This window comes from Kitasatospora sp. NPDC023176 (assembly GCF_055560495.1).
Genome location: NZ_JBVHIP010000009.1, coordinates 214,559 through 233,051 on the forward strand (window position 1 = coordinate 214,559; position 18,493 = coordinate 233,051).

At 74.8% G+C, this 18,493-nt stretch carries 12 protein-coding genes, 1 tRNA gene and 3 pseudogenes; 5 read left to right on the forward strand and 11 right to left on the reverse strand.

The window, feature by feature from the left end:
* Positions 1-60 precede the first annotated feature (60 nt).
* Positions 61-966 (forward strand): spermidine synthase, encoded by a 906-nt coding sequence (locus ACZ3YL_RS16030; RefSeq protein WP_223242720.1) that lies wholly within the window; start codon positions 61-63, stop codon positions 964-966.
* Positions 967-1,113: 147 nt separating this feature from the next.
* Positions 1,114-1,461, forward strand: a pseudogene (locus ACZ3YL_RS16035) (GNAT family N-acetyltransferase); the annotation flags it as partial.
* A gap of 170 nt (positions 1,462-1,631) precedes the next feature.
* On the opposite strand, the gene ACZ3YL_RS16040 reads toward ACZ3YL_RS16035, so the two are convergent.
* The 5 genes and pseudogenes from ACZ3YL_RS16040 to ACZ3YL_RS16060 form a co-directional block, all read right to left on the reverse strand.
* Positions 1,632-2,483 carry a hypothetical protein gene (locus ACZ3YL_RS16040; RefSeq protein ID WP_465657876.1) on the reverse strand — a complete coding sequence of 284 codons (852 nt, stop codon included), beginning with the start codon at positions 2,481-2,483 and terminating at the stop codon, positions 1,632-1,634.
* Positions 2,484-2,592: 109 nt separating this feature from the next.
* On the reverse strand, positions 2,593-3,039 hold the full coding sequence (locus ACZ3YL_RS16045) for a DUF4442 domain-containing protein (protein ID WP_465657832.1): 447 nt from the start codon (positions 3,037-3,039) through the stop codon (positions 2,593-2,595).
* Between the two features lie 147 nt (positions 3,040-3,186).
* A tRNA-His gene (locus tag ACZ3YL_RS16050) sits at positions 3,187-3,262 on the reverse strand.
* Positions 3,263-3,397: 135 nt separating this feature from the next.
* Positions 3,398-4,000, reverse strand: coding sequence for an oligoribonuclease (gene orn / locus ACZ3YL_RS16055; protein ID WP_188308184.1), 603 nt, complete (start codon positions 3,998-4,000; stop codon positions 3,398-3,400).
* 838 nt (positions 4,001-4,838) lie between these two features.
* Positions 4,839-5,856: pseudogene (locus tag ACZ3YL_RS16060) on the reverse strand (helix-turn-helix domain-containing protein); the annotation flags it as partial.
* Between the two features lie 1,025 nt (positions 5,857-6,881).
* Here ACZ3YL_RS16060 and ACZ3YL_RS16065 point away from each other — a divergent pair.
* Positions 6,882-7,670, forward strand: coding sequence for a GNAT family N-acetyltransferase (locus ACZ3YL_RS16065; protein ID WP_465657836.1), 789 nt, complete (start codon positions 6,882-6,884; stop codon positions 7,668-7,670).
* Positions 7,671-7,764: 94 nt separating this feature from the next.
* Here ACZ3YL_RS16065 and ACZ3YL_RS16070 read toward each other — a convergent pair whose 3' ends face one another.
* A complete protein-coding gene (locus tag ACZ3YL_RS16070; protein WP_465657837.1) occupies positions 7,765-9,069 on the reverse strand; it encodes an HAD family hydrolase in 1,305 nt (434 codons plus the stop codon).
* Between the two features lie 434 nt (positions 9,070-9,503).
* Positions 9,504-10,088, reverse strand: a complete 585-nt coding sequence (locus ACZ3YL_RS16075) for a hypothetical protein (protein ID WP_465657839.1) — start codon at positions 10,086-10,088, stop codon at positions 9,504-9,506.
* Between the two features lie 132 nt (positions 10,089-10,220).
* Here ACZ3YL_RS16075 and ACZ3YL_RS16080 point away from each other — a divergent pair.
* A pseudogene (locus ACZ3YL_RS16080) lies at positions 10,221-10,646 on the forward strand (universal stress protein); the annotation flags it as partial.
* Positions 10,647-10,893: 247 nt separating this feature from the next.
* Here the strand turns inward: ACZ3YL_RS16080 and ACZ3YL_RS16085 are convergent.
* The 4 genes from ACZ3YL_RS16085 to ACZ3YL_RS16100 form a co-directional block, all read right to left on the reverse strand.
* The gene (locus ACZ3YL_RS16085) at positions 10,894-12,084 is read right to left on the reverse strand and encodes an acyl-CoA dehydrogenase family protein (protein WP_188305881.1); all 1,191 of its coding nucleotides are present in this window, start codon (positions 12,082-12,084) and stop codon (positions 10,894-10,896) included.
* 186 nt (positions 12,085-12,270) lie between these two features.
* Positions 12,271-13,326 (reverse strand): hydroxymethylglutaryl-CoA lyase, encoded by a 1,056-nt coding sequence (locus tag ACZ3YL_RS16090; RefSeq protein ID WP_188305882.1) that lies wholly within the window; start codon positions 13,324-13,326, stop codon positions 12,271-12,273.
* Entirely contained in the window at positions 13,323-15,590 is a 2,268-nt protein-coding gene (locus tag ACZ3YL_RS16095) for an acetyl/propionyl/methylcrotonyl-CoA carboxylase subunit alpha (RefSeq protein ID WP_465657843.1), read from the reverse strand. Before ACZ3YL_RS16095 ends, ACZ3YL_RS16090 begins: the two co-directional genes overlap by 4 nt.
* 157 nt (positions 15,591-15,747) lie before the next feature.
* The gene (locus ACZ3YL_RS16100) at positions 15,748-17,460 is read right to left on the reverse strand and encodes a carboxyl transferase domain-containing protein (RefSeq protein WP_223242516.1); all 1,713 of its coding nucleotides are present in this window, start codon (positions 17,458-17,460) and stop codon (positions 15,748-15,750) included.
* 133 nt (positions 17,461-17,593) lie between these two features.
* Between ACZ3YL_RS16100 and ACZ3YL_RS16105 the strand changes: the two genes are divergently transcribed.
* On the forward strand, positions 17,594-18,304 hold the full coding sequence (locus ACZ3YL_RS16105; RefSeq protein ID WP_188305884.1) for an SACE_7040 family transcriptional regulator: 711 nt from the start codon (positions 17,594-17,596) through the stop codon (positions 18,302-18,304).
* The last annotated feature ends 189 nt before the right edge of the window (positions 18,305-18,493 follow it).

Sequence of the window (18,493 nt, forward strand, 5' to 3'; positions counted from 1 at the left end):
CGGCCCTACGTCGCCTCCGGCGACCCCGGCCCTACGTCGCCTCCGGCGATAATGGCCGACATGGGACGAAGCAACAGGGCCGCGCGCAGCCCCGAACCGGCGCTCACCACCGGCTCGGACGGCCGCACCCACGCCCAGGGCCCGCTGTCCCGGCCGGTCGGCTCCGGTCTGGCCGAGCTGCGCCCCGACCGCGACCGCCCGCAGGCCTGGACGCTGCTGATCGACGGCGCCCCGCAGTCCCTGGTCGACCTCGCCGACCCCACCCACCTGGGCTTCGAGTACCAGCGCCGGCTCGGCCACCTGATCGACCTGGTCGCCCCGGCCGGGCGCCCGCTGACCGTCCTGCACCTGGGCGGCGGCGCCCTCACCCTGGCCCGCTACGTGGCCGCCACCCGGCCGCGCTCCCGTCAGCAGGTCGCCGAGATCGACACCGCGCTCACCGAACTCGTGCGCGCCGAACTCCCCCTGGATCGCGGCTGGCAGATCAAGGTGCGCGGCGCGGACGCCCGCGAGGTGCTGGAACGCGCCCCCGAGGGCAGCGTCGACCTGGTCATCACCGATGTCTTCTCCGGCGCCCGCACCCCGGCCCACTGCACCACCGTCGAGTTCACCACCCTCGCGGCCCGCGCCCTCGCCCCCGGCGGCTGGTACACCGCCAACATCGCCGACGGCGGCGCCCTGCCCTTCGCCCGTTCCCAGGTCGCCACCCTCGGCGCGGTCTTCCCCGAGCTGTGCCTGACGGCCGACCCCGCCGTGCTGCGCGGCAAGCGCTTCGGCAACCTCGTCCTGGCCGCCGCCCACACCCCGCTGCCGATCGCGGACCTGAGCCGCCGGGTGGCCTCCGACTCCTCCCTCGGCCGGGTCGAACACGGCCGGGCCCTCACCGACTTCACCGCCGGCGCCACCCCGGCCACCGACGCCACCGCAGCGCCTTCCCCGGTGCCGCCGCCGGGCGTCTTCCGCTGACGGCCGCCCCGTCGACGACCGCCCTCCGGCGACGGCCGCCCGTTCCTCCCCGCCGCCGTAGAACCGTCGGCGGACGATCGAGTTGCGGCGCACACCGGCCACGGACGTCCGGCCACGGACGTCCGGCTGCCGACGCGAGGGGGCCGCATGCGCATCCGATCCGCCCGCCCGGACGAGGCCGAGCTGCTCACCGGCATCGCCCTGCGGGCCAAGGCCCACTGGGGCCATGACGAGGCGTTCCGGCCCGCCTGCCGGGAGGAGCTGACGCTGGACGCCGCCGCCGTCGAACGGGCGTCGACGGTGGTGGCCGAGGACGGTGGCCGGGTGCTGGGGTTCGCCGCCCTGACCGGCGCCCCGCCGTCCGGCGAGCCGGCCATGCCCTTCGTCGGGCCCGACCGGATCGGCCATGGCATCGGCCGGGCCCTGTTCGGGCACGTCCGCGACCGGGCCCGGCCCGCCGGCCCGCGCCGCTGCACCATCGACTCCGACCCGAACGCCGAGCCCTTCCGCCCGGCGACGGGCGCCGTCCGCGTCGGCAGCACCCCGTCCGACTCCCCGTCCGAGACTCCCCGTCCGGCTCCCTGCCCGGGCGGGAACTCCCACCGCTGGAAGGGGAACCGGCGCCCTGAGGCCGGCGCCGGGAGCCCCGCGCCGCCGACGGCGGCTCAGTGTCCGCGCGGCAGCCCCCGGTGCTTGCACATCGCCGCGCCGGTGAGCAGCAGTCCGGCGGCGATGGGGGCGAGCACCGCGGTCGCGGTGGCGGAGTCGTCCGCCCGGGCCGTCACGGTCGCGGTGTCGGCGAGGGCGAGCGTCTCGGGTGTGCCGCCGTCGGTCGGCGGGGCGGGGGCCGAGGCGCCGTCCGTGGCCGTACCGGTGGGTCGCGCCGTGCCGGGCCCGTCGTGGGCCGTGGCCTCCGGGACGGCGGGAGTTCCGGCGCTCTCGGGCCGGGCGGTGCCGGTCGGGTCGGCGGTGCCGGAGCGGGGGCGGGGGACGGCGGGCAGTGCGGAGGGTTCGCCTTCGCGGGAGGCGCGGGTTTCGCCGGGGCGGCCCTGGGCGGGGACGGTCCCGAGCAGGCCGGAGGCGAGGGCGAAGGCGTCGGGGACGGCGGTGCCCTGCCCGGGCAGGGGGAGTCCGCCGGAGCGGATGCGCTCCTGGAGGGTGTCGCCGACCGGGTCGGCGGCCCCGTCGGCCGGTTCGGTGGCGGCCCCGGTGGTGGGGCCGGGTACGGCGGCCCCGGACGGCCCCGGTCCGGCAGACCGGGCGGCTGACGGCCCGTTCGGCGCGGCCGCGTCGTGCACGGCCCGGCGGACGGCCGACCGGGGCTGCCCGGGGGGCGGTTCGGCGGCGGCCGCGGCGGCGTACGCGCCGGTGGCGCCGACGCCCCAGAGCTGAGCGAGCAGGGCTCCGCCCGCGGCGACGGTGCGGGGGCGGGGGAGCCACCGGGCGAACGCCCGCCGTGCTCCGGCGACGCCCCGGGGGGCGGGTTCCTGGGGCTCGGTCGCGTGATTGGCTCGCACGTGAGTTGAGAACGAGCGGGCGGGGGTCGAGGTCACGCCCGCCGTCACGGACAGTCATCGCACGGGTGGCCCCGGAGTGCGGTTCCCGGGGCCACCGACCGCGCGGCGGTCAGGAGTTGGGGCGCAGGGTCCAGGTGACCGTCATCACACCGGTGACGGCGCCGTCGGCGCGGGTGATCTCGACGGTGACCGGGAACTCGGGGCGACCGCCGGCGTCCAGCTCGGCGACGACCTCGGCGATCGGGCGGCCCAGCACGGCGGTGGCGGTGACGTCGCCCATGGCCAGCTTCTTGTAGGCGATCTCGGCGTTCACGGCGAGCGGCACGGCCCGGGACATCTGGTCCCCGAAGGCGGCGATCACGATGCAGCCGCTGGCGGACTCGGCGAGGGTGAACATCGCGCCGGCGTGCGGGCCGCCGACGTGGTTGTGGTACGCGGGCTGGTCCGGCAGCCGGAGCACGGAGCGCTCGGGGGTGGTCTCCAGGTACTCGAGCTTGAGGGTGTGCGCCATCGGCACGGTGGCGTCGAGCATCTGGCCGATCGAAGGAGTGGTCATGGCGACGATGTTACTAGCCGGTAGCTTGTTGCGGCAGGGGCCGGACGGAAAACCCGGACCGCCGGGCACAACTGAGCCCGCGCCTGATCGGGGAACGCGAAAACGCCTGAGGGGCCGATCTCTTGAAGAGATCGGCCCCTCAGGCTCTGGGGTGAGTAACGGGACTCGAACCCGCGGCCACCTGGACCACAACCAGGTGCTCTACCAACTGAGCTATACCCACCATCTGTCCGACCCGGTCCCGCTCCCGCGTTCCCGTTCCGACAGGAAGAACTCTACAGGATCCGAGAGGGTGCTCGCGCCGGGGTTTCGTTCCGGTGGACGAGGACACCCCCTCCGACCCTGCGACGGGCTCCGGTCAGTCGGCCGAGGCCCGGTACTTCTCGGCGATGGCGCGCGCGGTGTCGGCGTCCGGACCGGGCTGCGGGACGAACACCGCCTCGCGGTAGTACCGCAGTTCGTCGATGCTCTCGCGGATGTCCGCGAGCGCCCGGTGGTTCCCGCCCTTCGGCGGGCTGTTGTAGTACGCCTTCGGGTACCAGCGACGGGCCAGCTCCTTGATCGAGGACACGTCCACGATCCGGTAGTGGAGGTGCTTCTCCAGGGCGGGCATGTCCCGGGCCAGGAAGCCGCGGTCGGTGGCGACCGAGTTGCCGCACAGCGGCGTCTTCCCGGCCTCCGGCACGTGCTCGCGCACGTACGCGAGGACCCGCTCCTCGGCCTCGGCCAGGGTCACGCCCTGCTCCAGCTCCTCCAGCAGGCCGGAGGAGGTGTGCATCGCGCGCACCACCTCCGGCATGTTCGCCAGAGCCTCCGCCGGCGGCCGGATGATGACGTCCACGCCCTCGCCGAGGATGTTCAGCTCGGAGTCCGTCACCAGCACCGCGACCTCGACCAGGGCGTCCCGGTCGAGGTCGAGGCCGGTCATTTCACAGTCGATCCATACCAAACGGTCATTCACACAACTCACCCTACGGCGCGATCACGCGCCGCGGGGACCGGTGGAGCCGACCGGGGCGCCGAAGCGGTGGCCTCGGCCTGGTGCTCCTCGGCCCCGCCGTGGGTGCCGGGGCCGTCCGGGTGCTCGCCCTCCCGGCCGGACCGGACCGCATGGCCCTCCCGCCCGGGACGGCCCTCACGACCCGTCCGTCCGCCGTCCGCCGCGGTGGCCCGGGCGCCCGGGGTGCGGACCTGGGGGGCCCGCGCCTGCCGGCCCCGCAGCTCGCCCGCCCCGGCCGCCGGCTGCCCGGCGGCACCGGCCGGCACCCGGCCGGTCGGCGCGCCGTGCGCACGCCCGGCCGCACCCGGCTCGTCCCCGGGCCGCTCGACCGCGCTGCGGTGCCCCTGGCCCTGGCCGCGCGCCCCCGGCTGGGGGTGGCCGTCCTCGGCCGCCGCGTGCTCGGCGGTGCGCGGCGGACGCCCCGCACCCGGACCGGCCTGCGGCGGAACCAGCGGCGACCGCACCGGACCGCGCGCCGCACCCTGCTGCCCGGGGTGCGGCTGCTGCGCGGCCTGCTGGTGCGGGTACGGCTGGCCCGAGCGGCCGTGGAAGCCCTGCCCGGTCGGCGTCCCGACCTGCCCCGGACCGTACGGACCGGCCTGTCCGTGCGGCACCGGCTGCCCGTGCTGGCCCGGCTGTCCGACCGGCACCTGCGCTCCCGGACCGGCCGGGAACGGGTGGGCCTGCGGTCCGCCGTGCACCGCGCCGCCGAACAGGCCGCCGCCCGCCGCGGCCGCCGCGTGCGGCAGCGCGCCGGGCAGCCGGAGGTCGGCGCCGTGCGCTCCCGCCGGGCTGGGCGACTGCTGCCCGGGGCGCCGTGCCCGGTAGCTGGTCCGGTACGCGGCCGGGGAGACCCCGAGCTGGCGGCGGAAGTGCCCGCGCAACGCGACCGGCGACCGGAACCCGCACCGGCGCGCCACGTCGTCCACCGACAGCTCCGAGGTCTCCAGCAGCCGCTGCGCCTGGAGCACCCGCTGGGTGATCAGCCACTGCAGCGGCGCACTGCCGGTGAGCGTGCGGAAACGGCGGTCGAAGGTGCGCCGGCTCATGTAGGCACGGGCCGCCAGCACCTCGACGTCGAACTGCTGGTTGAGGTTCTCCAGCGCCCAGGTGACCACTTCGGCCAGCGGGTCGTTGCCGATCTCCTCCGGTAAAGACTGATCGATGTACTGGGCCTGTCCTCCGCCGCTGCGGCGACTGGGCACCACCAGACGGCGGGCCAGCGCGTTGGCGGCCTCGGCGCCGTGGTCGCTGCGCACCACGTGCAGGCACAGGTCGATCCCGGCGGCCGTGCCGGCCGAGGTCAGCACGTCGCCGTCGTCCACGAACAGCTCGCGGGGGTCGACGTGCACCCGCGGGTAGCGCTTGGCCAGGGTCGGCGCGTACATCCAGTGGGTGGTCGCCGGGCGGCCGTCGAGCAGGCCGGCCGCGGCGAGCACGAAGGCACCGGTGCAGAGCCCGATGATCCGCGCACCCTCGTGGTGGGCCTTGCGCAGGGCGGTGATCGCCTCGACCGGCGGCGGCTGCGAGATCGAGCGCCATGCCGGTACGACGATCGTGCCGGCCCGGGCGAGGGCCTCCAGGCCGTACGGCGCCGACAGGGTCAGCCCGCCGGTGGTGGCCAGCGGGCCCTCCTCGCCGGCGCAGACCAGCAGCCGGTAGCGGGGGACCCCGGCGTCCTGGCGGTCCACGCCGAAGACGGAGAGCGGGATGGAGCTCTCGAAGATCGGTGCCCCGCCGAAGATCAGCACCGCGACGGTCTCCCGGCGGCGCCGGCCGGACAGCTTGCGCGGGGCGCCGATGGTCGCCTGGGCGATCGCGGAGCCACTGCCGCCCGGCCCGCCGTGGCCCAGCGGGCCGTGGCCGGGGGCGGTGCCCAGGGCGAGGCCGCCGCCGAGCGGGCCGGCTCCGGCGCCGTTCGGTCCGGGGGCCGCGCCGCCGGCGGGGTAGGCCGGGTGGCCGGGGTAGCCCGCGTTCCCGGCGTGGGCCGGGTTCCCGGGGTAACCGGGGTGCCCCGGGTAGTCGCCGCCGTAGGACTGCGCCGGGCCGCCGTAGGCCTGGGTCGGGCTGACGGTGCCTCGGCTGACGGGCTGTCCGGCCGGGTTCGGGTGCCCGCCCTGGATCGGCTGGGCCCCGTACTGTCCCGGGCCCCCGTGCGCCGGACCGCCGTACGCGGGGCCGCCGTGGGCCGGGCCGCCGTGCTCGGCGGCGTGGCCAGTGGTGTGACCGGTGGCGGCGGACGGCACGGCCGGATAGGGGGAGTGCGAGACGGGGCCCGAGTTGCCCGAGTTGCCGGGGGTGCCAGAGGCGCGGGTGGTGGCGGTCGCGGAGGTGCCGGTGCTTCTGATGGGCCGACTCGTGGTGCCGGCCGGCGCCTGGCCGCTGTCAGGACCCGCGTCGCTCCTGCTCACCCTGCTCAAGGCGCTCAAGCCCCCTCGGTGGTGTGGTGTGGGTGGTGCGGCACTGCTGGCCAAGATCGAAATCTATCGGGTGGACCGTTGCCGTTGTGACAAGTTCACCATCCGACGCTATGTCGACATGGCAATTTGGCGTGATGCATTCGATCACGAAGCGTGGCACCCGTCGACCCTTCTGGGAAGAGGGCCGGTGCAACGGTGGCTGGTTGTCGCGGGACGGTTCCTGGGGTGTCTGGCTTCCGGGTGCCCGGTAGGCGGGTCTGGGCTGCGGATTTGCCCAAGAGGGAGGACGCGGCACGAAATTGACCGAAAATCGGCGGTGCACGGGAGGGCGCACGCGCGCCGGCCGTGCGCCTCCCAGGCTTCATTCGGCCAGTGCCAGGGCGGCCGGACCGGCACCGGCGCCGCAGGGCTACCGTCCTGCCGTGAACACCGACCGCCGGCTCGAACAGGCCAACGACAACGCCGCCGCCTTCTGGCTCGCCCAAGCCCGTGCGCACGGCTGGCGCTCCCACGTCCGACCGGGCCTCACGGCCGTCCGCTGCGCCCGCACCCCGGACGACTCCCAGCGCTTCGTGGTCACCCGCCCCTACATCGAACCAGCCGATGTGGAACAGCAGTTGGCGGAGCTGCTGGACGCGTGGAGGGCCATCCGCTTCACCCTGGAGGACCCGTACGGCGGGCTCGACCTGACCCGGTTCGGGGCCGTCCGGATGCCGATCATGCCGGTGATGGCGCGTGAGCCCGGCCCGGTCGAGGGAGCGTCCGCAGAGCTTCCCGTCGTCGCACCGGCCCACGGCGGCGGCGCCCTGACGGTCGATGAGGCGCTGGACGGCGACACCTTCGCGCTGGTCGAACGGACCGTCGTGGACGGCTTCCCACTGCCCGCCCGACAGCCCTGGACGCGCGGTGGCGCGTTCCCGGAATCGCTGTCGCGCGAGCCGGGCTGCCGGGCCTGGATCGGCCGCGTCGACGGCGTACCGGCGGGCGCCTGTCTCACCTACGACGACGGGGCCGCGACCGGGGTGTACTGGGTCGCCACCCTGTCTGACCAGCGCGGTCGTGGGGTGGCCCGGGCCGTGCTGCGGACCGCCCTGGCGCACGCCCACCCGGAGCGCCCGGCCACCCTGGTCGCCACCTCGGCGGGCGAACCGCTCTACCGCGCGCTCGGGTTCACCGAGCAGGCCCCCACCTGCTGGTGGAACCGCGCCTGACCGTCGGCTGACCGGCGGGAGCGCGCCCGACCCGGGCCCGGTTCGGTGGCTGGTTCCGGGCCCTCGGCTCGCGGACCGCTTCGGGGGCGCTCTGCTACCGGCCGCCCGCCGCCGCGGCGGTCGCGGTGCCGATCGGGGCGACGGCGAGCGGCACCCCGGCGCTCGACGCCGGAGCGGTCGGCGTCGCAACGCTCCGTGCCGTCACGGCCGTCACGGCCGTCGCCGCGTCGCCCGGCACCGCGGCGAACACCGTCCGGGCGGGCCCGTTCCCACCCGCACCACCAGTCCCACCAGCACCGTCGACCCCACCGGCCGCCGGACGGACGGGCGTTGGCCGGACCAGTGCGACCGCCCGGTCGACGTTCGCGCCCGGATCCGCCCCGCCGCCCGGACGCGGGCCGTCACCCGCCGCGGCCCTCGACCCGCTGCGCGCCCCCGCGCCCTGGAGGCCGTCGGCGATCGCAGCAAACCCGCCTGATCGGTTTCGGACACCGGAACCGGCTCCGGACGCCGCTCCGGCCGCCGAGGCGACGGCCGTCCCGGCATGCACGGGAGCGGGCGCGTTCGGGCCCTCCGGGGCGGTCGCCGTCGGATGTGCGCCGGTGTGTGCGCCGATCAGCGCCGTCACGCGGACCGGTGCCCCGGCCGCCTGGCGCCGGCCCGGCCCGCCCGCGCGGACCTCCGGCCGCACGCCGGGCCGGACCCCCGACCGCACCCCCGACCGGACCGAGGGCGCGTTGCGCGCCGCCAGCACCAGGCCGACGGCCTCCGGCAGCCCGGCCGCCTTCAGCGTCGGCCGGTAGCCGATCTCCGCCCACGGCCGCCCGTGGTGCAGCCAGACACTGCGCAGCCCGGCCAGTTCGGCCCCGGCGATGTCGGCGGGCGCGTGGTCCCCGACCATCCAGGTGTGCGCCGTCCAGTCCCCGACCGGTCGGATGCCGCACCGCCGGGCGGCTATCTCGAAGATCAGCGGATCCGGCTTGACGCAGTCGGCCTCCTCCGAGATCACCCAGCCGTCGACCAGCGGTCCCAGTCCGGTCCGCCGGATCTTCTCCAACTGCGGCCGGGTGCCGCCGTTGGAGACGATCCCGAGCGTCCACCCGGCCGCCCGTGCCGTCCGCAGCGCCTCGATGTTCCGAGCCGGACAGTGGATGTGCGAGTTGATGCCGCGGCGGAAGTGCGCGAGCAGGAACTCGGCCGAGGCGTCCAGGCCGTAGCGGCGCCGGACGGCGGACAGTACGGTGCTGCGCGGCACGTAGCCGCCGCCGTCGAGGGTGACGAACCAGTCGAGGTCGCCGGGAGGCAGGCGGTGCTCGGACAGGAAGTCCTGCGCCCAGGCCCGGAAGGCGGCGTCCCGGGGGAGCAGCGTGTTGTCGAGATCGAACAGGAGCAGGGGCATGCCGAGCATGGTGCCAGCGGCCGCACCTATGCACCTGGCAAATGCCAGACCGCGTCGCGAAGCCGTACGAAGTGGCTGAAAGGGCCCGGACACCCGATGGACGGGGCAGGCCCGGACGGACTGGAGGGCAGGCCGGGGCTCGCGGGGCGTGACAGTTCGCGACGTCCGGCAACGGATCGTCGCCAATCCATGACAGTCCGGTCACGGTGTCCCGTGGGCCTGTTGCGCCGCCCGGCCCGCTCCGTCAAGCTCCTTAGAACCTCCGTTCTGGAGGGGGCGCGATCGCCTGCGGGCAGGGCGCACAGCCGCGGCGTGCGCATCCTCCTTTCGCGGGAACAACGTCGCTCCGGGGCTTCGCCGCTGGGCCGGGCCCCGTGCTCGTCGTACTCTGAAAGGAACAGGTCACATACGGTGCTGCGCGGCGCAGACCGACGTCATCCCGTGGGCGGGCCTGTCGCCCGGGCAGCGTTGTCCTCTCCTGTCGGCCCCTCTCCCTTGAAGAGCCGTGAGCCATGGCTGGTTTTGAGTCCTCCCGACCGGTCGAACCGGATGCGCCCCGCAGTGCGGATGCGGGGTCCCAGAGAGACGACGCCCGTACGAACCCCGACCCGGTCGGCGGGCAGCCCGACGAGCGCGCCGGTGGGCGCACCGACGGGCGTGCTGGTGGGCGTGCTGGCGACGGAGACGGCGATCAGTCGGGCGCGTACGGCGAAGACCGTGCCGATGACGGCGTCGACGCCGGCGGCCGAGCCGACGCCTCCGCCGACCGCCAAGCCGGCCCGCACGCCCAGCTCCCGGGCCGCCTCCGGCCGCCCGGCGAGTGGACCGGTGAGTGGACGGGCGAGCGGACCGCTGAACCGGACGACCGGCGGAGCGGTGCCCTCGACGCTGCGCCGCCCGCAGTCGCGAGCCCTGAACGAGCCGAACTCCCGGGCCTGGTACGCGCCCTGCGCATCCTCCGCCGTGGCAGCCTCGCCCGGCGCGACCGCCCGGGGCCTCGCGAGCGACGCGACGGGCACCCGGCCGGCCCCGCGGAGCCCCCGGTGACCGGCGGCCGTCCCGGCCCCGGTGCCGAGCGTCCCGACACGGAGTCCGGCCCGGTCGGCGGGCACACCGGTCCGTCGGCGGACGATGCGCCGGGGCGCTTCCTCGACCCGGTGTTCCAGCACGGCGTCGTGGTCGGCTTCGACGGCTCGCTGTCGAGCGAGCGCGCCCTCGCGTACGCCGTCGGCATGGCCCGCCGGTCGCAGTGCGGCCTGGTGATCGTGCACGTCGCCAACCGTCTGCCCGCCACGGTCTGGGCGGGCTGTGAGCCTCCCGTCTTCGTCGATCTCCCGGACCACCGCACGGAGGTCCTGGGGCTGGAACTCGCCTGCGCGGACTTCCTCGCGGGGGTGCCGTGGATCCTGATCGAGCGGGGTGGCGACATCTGCCACGAGATCGAGGAGGTCGGCCGTGAGTACGCCGCCGACGCGATCGTCGTCGGCACGACGCACGGCCTGCTCGGCAAGATCTTCGGCTCGGTCTCCGGGCGGTTGGCGCGGCGGGCCAACCGCCCGGTGATCGTGATCCCCTGAGGCCTTCCGCGAACTCCCGCGGCTGCCTTTCCTGTTGCTCCTGTAGCCCTGTTGCTCCTGTAGCCCTGTAGCCCCTGCGCAACCCCTGTTGTCCCTGGTGCCTCCTCCGGTGTCTGTCCGGCGGCTTCCGCCGCTTCGGTCCGCTCCACAACTCCCGTTGTGGAGCGGTCTGTCGGCCCGGAGTGCTCGGCTCAGGAGGTGACCGGCGGCAGCTGACGGTCAGGAGTCGATCGTCAGGATCCGACCGTCACGACGTGACGCCGAGCTCCCGGGCGATGAGCATGCGCTGGACTTCGGACGTGCCCTCCCCGATCTCGAGAATCTTGCAGTCGCGCCAGAAGCGGGCGACCGGGAACTCGTTCATGAAGCCGTACCCGCCGTGGATCTGGGTCGCCTCGCGGGCGTTGTCGACGGCGGCCTCGGACGAGTACAGCTTCGCGATCGCGGCCTCCTTCTTGAACGGTTCGCCGTGCAGCAGCCGGGAAGCGGCGTCCCGCCAGGCCAGGCGGGAGGTGTGGGCGCGCAGCTCCATGTCGGCGAGCTTGAACTGGATGGCCTGGTTGGCACCGATCGGGCGGCCGAAGGCCCGGCGGGTGCCGGCGTACTTGACGGACTCGTCGACGCAGCCCTGGGCCAGGCCGGTGGCCAGGGCCGCGATCGCGATGCGGCCCTCGTCGAGGATCCGCAGGAACTGGGCGTAGCCTCGGCCACGCTCGCCCAGCAGGTTGGCCGCGGGAACGCGGCAGTCGGTAAAGGACAGTTCGCGGGTGTCGGATGCGTTCCACCCGACCTTCGAGTACTTCTTCGAGACCTGGAACCCCGGGGTCCCGGTGGGCACGATGATGGAGGAGATCTCCCGTACAGGCGAGCGGAATTCGCCTTCTTCACTCGAACGAGCGAGCGGTTCGGTGAGCGCGGTGACGGTGACCAGTCCGGTGATGTCCGTGCCGGAGTTGGTGATGAAGCACTTCGTCCCGTTGATGACCCACTCGTCGGTGGTCTCGTCGTACCGCGCGGTGGTGCGGGTGGCCCCGGCGTCCGAGCCGCCCTCGGGCTCGGTGAGGCCGAAGGCGCCGAGGAGTTCGCCGGAGGTCAGCCGGGGCAGCCACTCGCGCTTCTGCTCCTCGGTGCCGAAGCGGTAGATCGGCATCGCGCCGAGCGAGACGGCGGCCTCCAGGGTGATCGCCACCGAGGAGTCGACGCGGGCGAGTTCCTCCAGGGCGAGGCCGAGGGCGAAGTAGTCGCCGCCCATGCCGCCGTACTCCTCCGGGAAGGGCAGGCCGAACAGGCCCATCCGCCCCATCTCGCGGACGATCTCGTAGGGGAACTCCTCCCGCTCGTAGAACTCGCCGATCTTCGGCGCCACCACGTCCTGGGCGAACTCGGCGACGGTGCGCCGCAGTTCCTCGTACTCGCTGCTGAGCCGGTGGTCGAGCATCTGATCCTCCTGGTGCCCGGCCGGGGGTGGCCGCGGGCGTGAGCGGGATGACCGGCGTCCATCTGACGGTGTGACGGTCGCACGGTGCGGTTGACGGATGAACGCGGATGGAAGCGGATGAACGCGGTGCCGCGGCGCCGGCCGGACCGAACGGACGGCCGGCGCCGGGGAGCCAGACGGGGCGGGTCAGCCCCGGGCGGCGCCGAGCAGCGCCTGGACGGTGCGGGAGGGGCTCGGGCGGCCGAGGCGCTCGGCCATCCAGCCGCTGGTCGCGACCAGCGCGCGCAGGTCGACACCGGTCCGGATGCCGAGCCCGTGCAGCATCCACACCAGGTCCTCGGTGGCCAGGTTGCCGGTCGCGCTCTTCGCGTACGGGCAGCCGCCCAGGCCGCCGGCCGAGGCGTCCACCGTGGTGACGCCCTCGCGCAGCGCGGCCAGGGTGTTGCTGAGCGCCTGGCCGTAGGTGTCGTGGAAGTGCACGGCGAGCCGCTCGACCGGCACGCCGGCCTTCGCAAAGCCGGTCAGCAGGGCGCCGACCTGGCCCGGAGTGGCCACGCCGATGGTGTCGCCGAGGCTCAGCTCGGCGCAGCCCATCTCCAGCAACCGGACGCCGTACCGGACCACCTGGTCGACCGGGACGGGCCCCTCCCACGGGTCGCCGAAGCACATCGAGAGGTAGCCGCGGACGGTGATCCCGGCCTCGGTGGCCCGGGTCACGACCGGCCGGAACATCGCCATGGCCTCGTCCGCCGAGCGGTTGAGGTTGCGCCGGGCGAAGGTCTCAGTGGCACTGGCGAACACCGCGATGTCGGTGACGTGGTGGGCGAGCGCACGGTCGAGGCCGCGCTCGTTGGGCACCAGCACCGGCAGCCGCAGACCGGGGTGGCGCCCAGGCAGGTCGGCGAGCCGCGGCACCAGCTCCTCGGCGTCGGCGAGCTGGGGTACCCATTTCGGGTGAACGAAGCTCGTCGCCTCGACGGTCCGCAGCCCGGCGGCGGCGAGCCGGCCGATGAACTCCGCCTTGACCTCGACGGGCACCAGGGAGCCCTCGTTCTGCAGCCCGTCACGCGGCCCGACCTCGTGGATCCGGACCTCCTCGGGCAGGCCGTGGGCGCGGACCGGGTCGGGCAGCCCCAGGTCGAGGGCGTCGGGCTCGTGGGCGGCGCCCTTCTGGGCGGTGGTGCCCTGGGCGGCGGTGTCCGGGGCAGTCGTGGCCGGGGTGGTCGGGTCCGGGGTGGTCATGACCGCACCGCCGCGGGCTCGGCGGCCTCGTCGGCCGGGGTGACCACGACCAGCAGGTCCTCCATCGCGACGGTGGCGCCGGCGGTGGCCCGCAGCTCGGCCACCACGCCGTCGTGCGGCGCGGCGATCACGTGTTCCATCTTCATGGCCTCCAGCACGAGCAGGGGCTGGCCCTTGCGGACCGTCTCGCCCGCCGTGGTCTTGACGACCGTGACGGTGCCGGGCATCGGGGCGGTCAGGGCGCCGTGGTGCGCCGCGGCCCCGGCGGCGCTCTCGACGACCGGGTCGTAGGCGTGCATCGGCCAGGCGTCGCCCTCGATGCCGAGCCAGCTCACCGGGCCCGCCGCGAGGCCGGGGGTGGCGTCGGTGGCCAGCGCGAAGGCGGTCCGCAGGCCGTCGACGGTCAGGTGCAGCCGGTCGGCCGCCAGGGTCGCGCGGGCGCGGTGCACGGGCCCGGCGTCCAGCTGGAGCTCCACCTCGCGGGTGGGTTCGGGGGAATTGTCAGTGGCACCGGTTACGTTGCCCGCAGTGATCGGACGGATGCGCACCGAGACCGGGTCCTGGCCGGGGGTACGGAGTCGGTGGGTGGTCCAGGCGGGGGTGCCGCCCAGGCGCCAGCCGGAGGGGAAGGAGAACGGGTCGGTCCAGCCGCCGGGGTCGGCGGCCGGGGTGAGTTCCAGGTGCCGTGCCAGCGCGGCCGCGTAGTAGAGGAGGTGGGCAGGTGACGGGGGTTCGGTCGCCGGGGCGTCGGCCCCGGCCGGAGCGGCTTCAGCCGACGGCACTGCGGTCGGCACTGCGGTCGGCGCTGCCGCGTTCGACGGGGAGTGGGGCGCGACGAGCAGGGCCGGCTGCTGCTGGGCCGTCTGTTCCACCAGGCCGGTGTCCAGTCGGCCGGCGACGACGTCGGGGTGGGCCAGCAGTCGGCGCAGGAAGCCGGTGTTGGTGGTGACACCCAGGATGCGGGTGTCGGCCAGCGCGGCGCGGAGCCGGCGCAGCGCGGTCGGGCGGTCGGGCCCGTACGCGATGACCTTGGCGAGCATGGGGTCGTAGGCGCTGGTGACGACGGTTCCGGGGGCGACCCCGGAGTCGACGCGGATGCCCTCGCCCCGGGGCTCGTCCAGGGTGAGGATGCGACCGCCGGTGGGCAGGAAGTCCCGTTCCGGGTCCTCGGCGCAGATGCGGGCCTCGATGGCGTGGCCCAGGAAGGAGACATCGGACTGGGTGAAGGTGAGCGGTTCGCCCGCGGCGACGCGCAGTTGCCACTCGACCAGGTCCAGTCGGGCCGCGTCCGGGCCGACGGCGACGGCGAGTTCGGTGACCGGGTGCTCGACCTGGAGGCGGGTGTTCATCTCCATGAAGAAGAAGTCCCGCACCCCCTCGGCGGCGGAGGCGGGGGCGTCCGGGTCGATGCCGGGGACGATGAACTCCACGGTGCCGGCCCCGGTGTAGCCGCAGGACTCGGCGGCGCGGACGGCCGCGGCGCCCATCGCGGCGCGGGTCTCGGCATTGAGGAGAACGGAGGGAGCCTCTTCGATCAGTTTCTGGTGGCGGCGCTGCAGGCTGCACTCGCGCTCGCCGAGGTGGACGGTGGTGCCGTGGGCGTCGGCCAGCACCTGCACCTCGATGTGGCGCGGCCGGTCGACCCAGCGTTCCAGCAACAGGGTGTCGTCGCCGAAGGCGGTCCGGGCGACGCGGCGGGCGCCGGCGATCTCGGTGGGCAGGTCGGCCGGGTCCCGCACCAGGCGCATGCCCTTGCCGCCACCACCGGCGGAGGGCTTGAGCAGGACGGGGTAGCCGATCTCGTCGGCGGCGGCGACGAGGTCCTCGTCGGAGGGCGCGGCGGCCTGGCTGCCGGGCACCACCGGGACGCCGGCGGTCCGGACGGCCTCCTTGGCGTTGATCTTGTCACCCATCAGCTCGACCGCACCGGGAGGTGGTCCGATGAAGACGAGGCCCGCGTCGGCGCAGGCGCGGGCGAAGCCGGGGTTCTCGGCGAGGAAGCCGTAGCCGGGGTGGACGGCCTGGGCGCCGGTGCGGCAGGCGGCGGCGAGGATCTGGTCGGTGCGCAGGTAGGTCTCGGCCGCCGAGCTGTCGCTGCGGTCGGCCGGGCCGAGCCGGACCGCGACGTCGGCCTCGCGGACGTGCGGTGCGTCGGCGTCCGCGTCGCTGAACACGGCGACCGAGCGGACACCGAGCCGCCGCAGGGTGCGGATCACCCGCAGTGCGATCTCACCGCGGTTGGCGACCAGAACTGTGTCGAACATAGGAGGCGTTCCTCCGGGTCGAGGGGAGCCGTAAGAAGGAGGTGGCGGTGGGCGGTCGAGGCGCCGGCCCGGTCCTCGGACCGGCACCTCGGGGGTCACGCCCGGAACGGAGGGATCACGGGAGCGGTGACGGGGTCGTAGCCGCCGGCGGGCGACGTCACATGCGGAAGACGCCGTACGGGGCGGGCGGCGCCAGCGGCGCGTTGGCACAGGCGGTGAGGGCGAGGCCGACCACGGTACGGGTGTCCATCGGGTCGATCACGCCGTCGTCCCAGAGCCGGGCGGTGGCGTAGTAGGCGTTGCCCTGGCGCTCGTACTGCTCGCGGACCGGGCGCTTGAACTCCTCCTCCGCCTCGGCCGGCCACTCCTCGCCGCGCGTCTCCAGCTGGTCGCGGCGGACGGTGGCCAGCACCGAGGCCGCCTGCTCGCCGCCCATCACGGAGATCTTGGCGCCCGGCCACATCCACAGGAAGCGAGGTGAGTAGGCCCGGCCGCACATCGAGTAGTTGCCGGCTCCGTACGAGCCGCCGACCACCACGGTCAGCTTCGGGACCCTGGTGCAGGCGACGGCGTTGACCATCTTGGCGCCGTGCTTGGCGATGCCGCCCGCCTCGTACTGCCGGCCGACCATGAACCCGGTGATGTTCTGCAAGAAGAGGAGGGGGATGCCGCGCTGGTCGCACAACTCGATGAAGTGGGCGCCCTTGACGGCCGATTCGGAGAACAGCACGCCGTTGTTGGCGACGATGCCCACCGGGTGGCCGTGGATCCGGGCGAACCCGGTGACCAGGGTCGCGCCGTACTCGGCCTTGAACTCGGCGAAGCGGCTGCCGTCGACCAGCCGGGCGATCACCTCGCGCACGTCGTAGGGCGTGCGCGGGTCGACCGGGACGGCGCCGTACAGGCCGGCCGGGTCGACGGCTGGAGGCTCGACCGGGGTGAGCGGCCACGGCTTGGCCGTGCGCGGGCCGAGCTCGGACACGATGGTGCGGACGATGGAGAGGGCGTGGGCGTCGTCCTCGGCCAGGTGGTCCGTCACGCCCGAGGTCCGGGAGTGCAGCTCGCCGCCGCCCAGTTCCTCGGCGGTGACCACCTCGCCGGTGGCGGCCTTCACCAGCGGCGGTCCGCCCAGGAAGATCGTGCCCTGGTTGCGGACGATCACCGCCTGGTCGCTCATCGCCGGGACGTACGCGCCGCCGGCCGTGCAGGAGCCGAGCACGGCGGCGATCTGCGGGATGCCCGCGGCCGACAGCCGGGCCTGGTTGTAGAAGATCCGGCCGAAGTGGTCGCGGTCCGGGAAGACCTCGTCCTGCATCGGGAGGAAGGCGCCGCCGGAGTCCACCAGGTAGATGCAGGGCAGGCGGTTCTCCAGCGCGACCTCCTGGGCGCGCAGGTGCTTCTTCACCGTCATCGGGTAGTAGGTGCCGCCCTTGACGGTGGCGTCGTTGGCGACCACCACCACCTCGCGTCCGGCGACCCGGCCGATGCCGGCGATCACCCCGGCCGCGGGCGCCGCCCCGTCGTACATCCCGTCGGCGGCCAGCGGGGCCAGCTCCAGGAAGGGCGAGGCCGGGTCGAGCAGGGTGTCCACCCGGTCGCGGGGGAGCAGCTTGCCGCGCGACGTGTGCCGGGCGCGGGCCTTGGCGCCCCCGCCGAGGGCGGCCGCGTCGAGCTTGGCGCGCAGTTCGGCGACCAGGGCCTGGTGCGCCTCGGTGTTGGCCCGGTAGGCCGCGGATCCCGGGTCGGCGGAGGTGCCGAGCCGGGGTGCCGGTGCGGCGGCGCCCGGTGGTACGGCGCCCGATGTCACCGGGGTGCCGGTCGCTGCGCTGAGCCGGACGCCGGAGGATGCGCCGGTGGTTGAGATGACCATCCCAAGAGCTCCCTTGCCCTCGGCAGCAGGTGCGCGGGGCCGAGCGCGGTGCGCCTGCGGTCCCCACGTTAATTAACGTTAACTTACGCGCCCAGGTTAACGGCCGATAACCCCACTGTCTACGATGGACGGCATGCCGAACGTCCCCGCAGCCTCCGCGATCCCACGCCGCGACCAGATCCGTCGGGAGGCCGCGCGACTGTTCGCCGCCCGGGGCTTCCTCGGCGTGGGCGTGGACGAGATCGGCAAGGCCGTCGGCATCAGCGGCCCCGGTCTCTACCGTCACTTCGCCGGCAAGGACGCGATGCTGGCCGATCTGCTGGTCGGCATCAGCGAGCGCCTGCTGGACGAGGGGCGCCGTCGGGCGGGTGGCGGCGACGGTCCGGCCGCCGCGCTGGACGCGCTGATCAGCGGCCACGTCGACTTCGCCCTGAACGACCGCGACCTGATCACCCTGCACGACCGCGAGCTGCTGAACCTCAAGGAGGAGGACCGCCGCACCGTCCGTCGGCTCCAGCGCGGCTACGTGGAGCTGTGGGTGGACGTGGTCCGGCAGGCCCACCCGCCGCTCGCCGTCCCCGCCGCCGAGCCGGTGGCGCGGGCCACCGTGCACGCGGTCTTCGGCCTGATCAACTCGACCCCGCACAGCCTCGGCCCGAACCCGGTCCAGGGCGAGCGCACCGGTCTGCAGCGCGACGGCATGGCCGCGCTGTTGCACACCCTCGCCCACGGCGCCTTCGCGGCGGCCGCGGACTCCGCCGCCGCGGCTGCTGCGGACTCCGGTGCTGACTCCGCCGCCGCGGCCGCCGTGGCTGAGGTCGACCCGATGTCCGAGCCCGCCTGATGTCCGAGCCCGCCTGGTGCTGATGCCCGAGCCGATCTGAGGCCTGGGCCTGCCGGGGGGTCAGGGCCCGCCCGAAGTCCAGGCCGCCCGGTCCGGCACCGCCAGCGGCCCTAGGTCCAAAGGACGGCGTCCGCCCGCCCTCGGGCCGCTGGGCGCACGCCGCTCGGGTCGGCGACCCTTGGGACAGGG

Excerpts from the sequence above, each read along its gene's own strand:
- ACZ3YL_RS16030 (WP_223242720.1), top strand. The coding sequence starts at position 61 with ATGGGACGAAGCAACAGGGCCGCGCGCAGCCCCGAACCGGCGCTCACC.
- ACZ3YL_RS16045 (WP_465657832.1), bottom strand. The coding sequence starts at position 3,039 with ATGACCACTCCTTCGATCGGCCAGATGCTCGACGCCACCGTGCCGATG.
- ACZ3YL_RS16070 (WP_465657837.1), bottom strand. The coding sequence starts at position 9,069 with ATGCCCCTGCTCCTGTTCGATCTCGACAACACGCTGCTCCCCCGGGAC.
- ACZ3YL_RS16085 (WP_188305881.1), bottom strand. The coding sequence starts at position 12,084 with ATGCTCGACCACCGGCTCAGCAGCGAGTACGAGGAACTGCGGCGCACC.
- ACZ3YL_RS16090 (WP_188305882.1), bottom strand. The coding sequence starts at position 13,326 with ATGACCACCCCGGACCCGACCACCCCGGCCACGACTGCCCCGGACACC.
- ACZ3YL_RS16095 (WP_465657843.1), bottom strand. The coding sequence starts at position 15,590 with ATGTTCGACACAGTTCTGGTCGCCAACCGCGGTGAGATCGCACTGCGG.
- ACZ3YL_RS16100 (WP_223242516.1), bottom strand. The coding sequence starts at position 17,460 with ATGGTCATCTCAACCACCGGCGCATCCTCCGGCGTCCGGCTCAGCGCA.
- ACZ3YL_RS16105 (WP_188305884.1), top strand. The coding sequence starts at position 17,594 with ATGCCGAACGTCCCCGCAGCCTCCGCGATCCCACGCCGCGACCAGATC.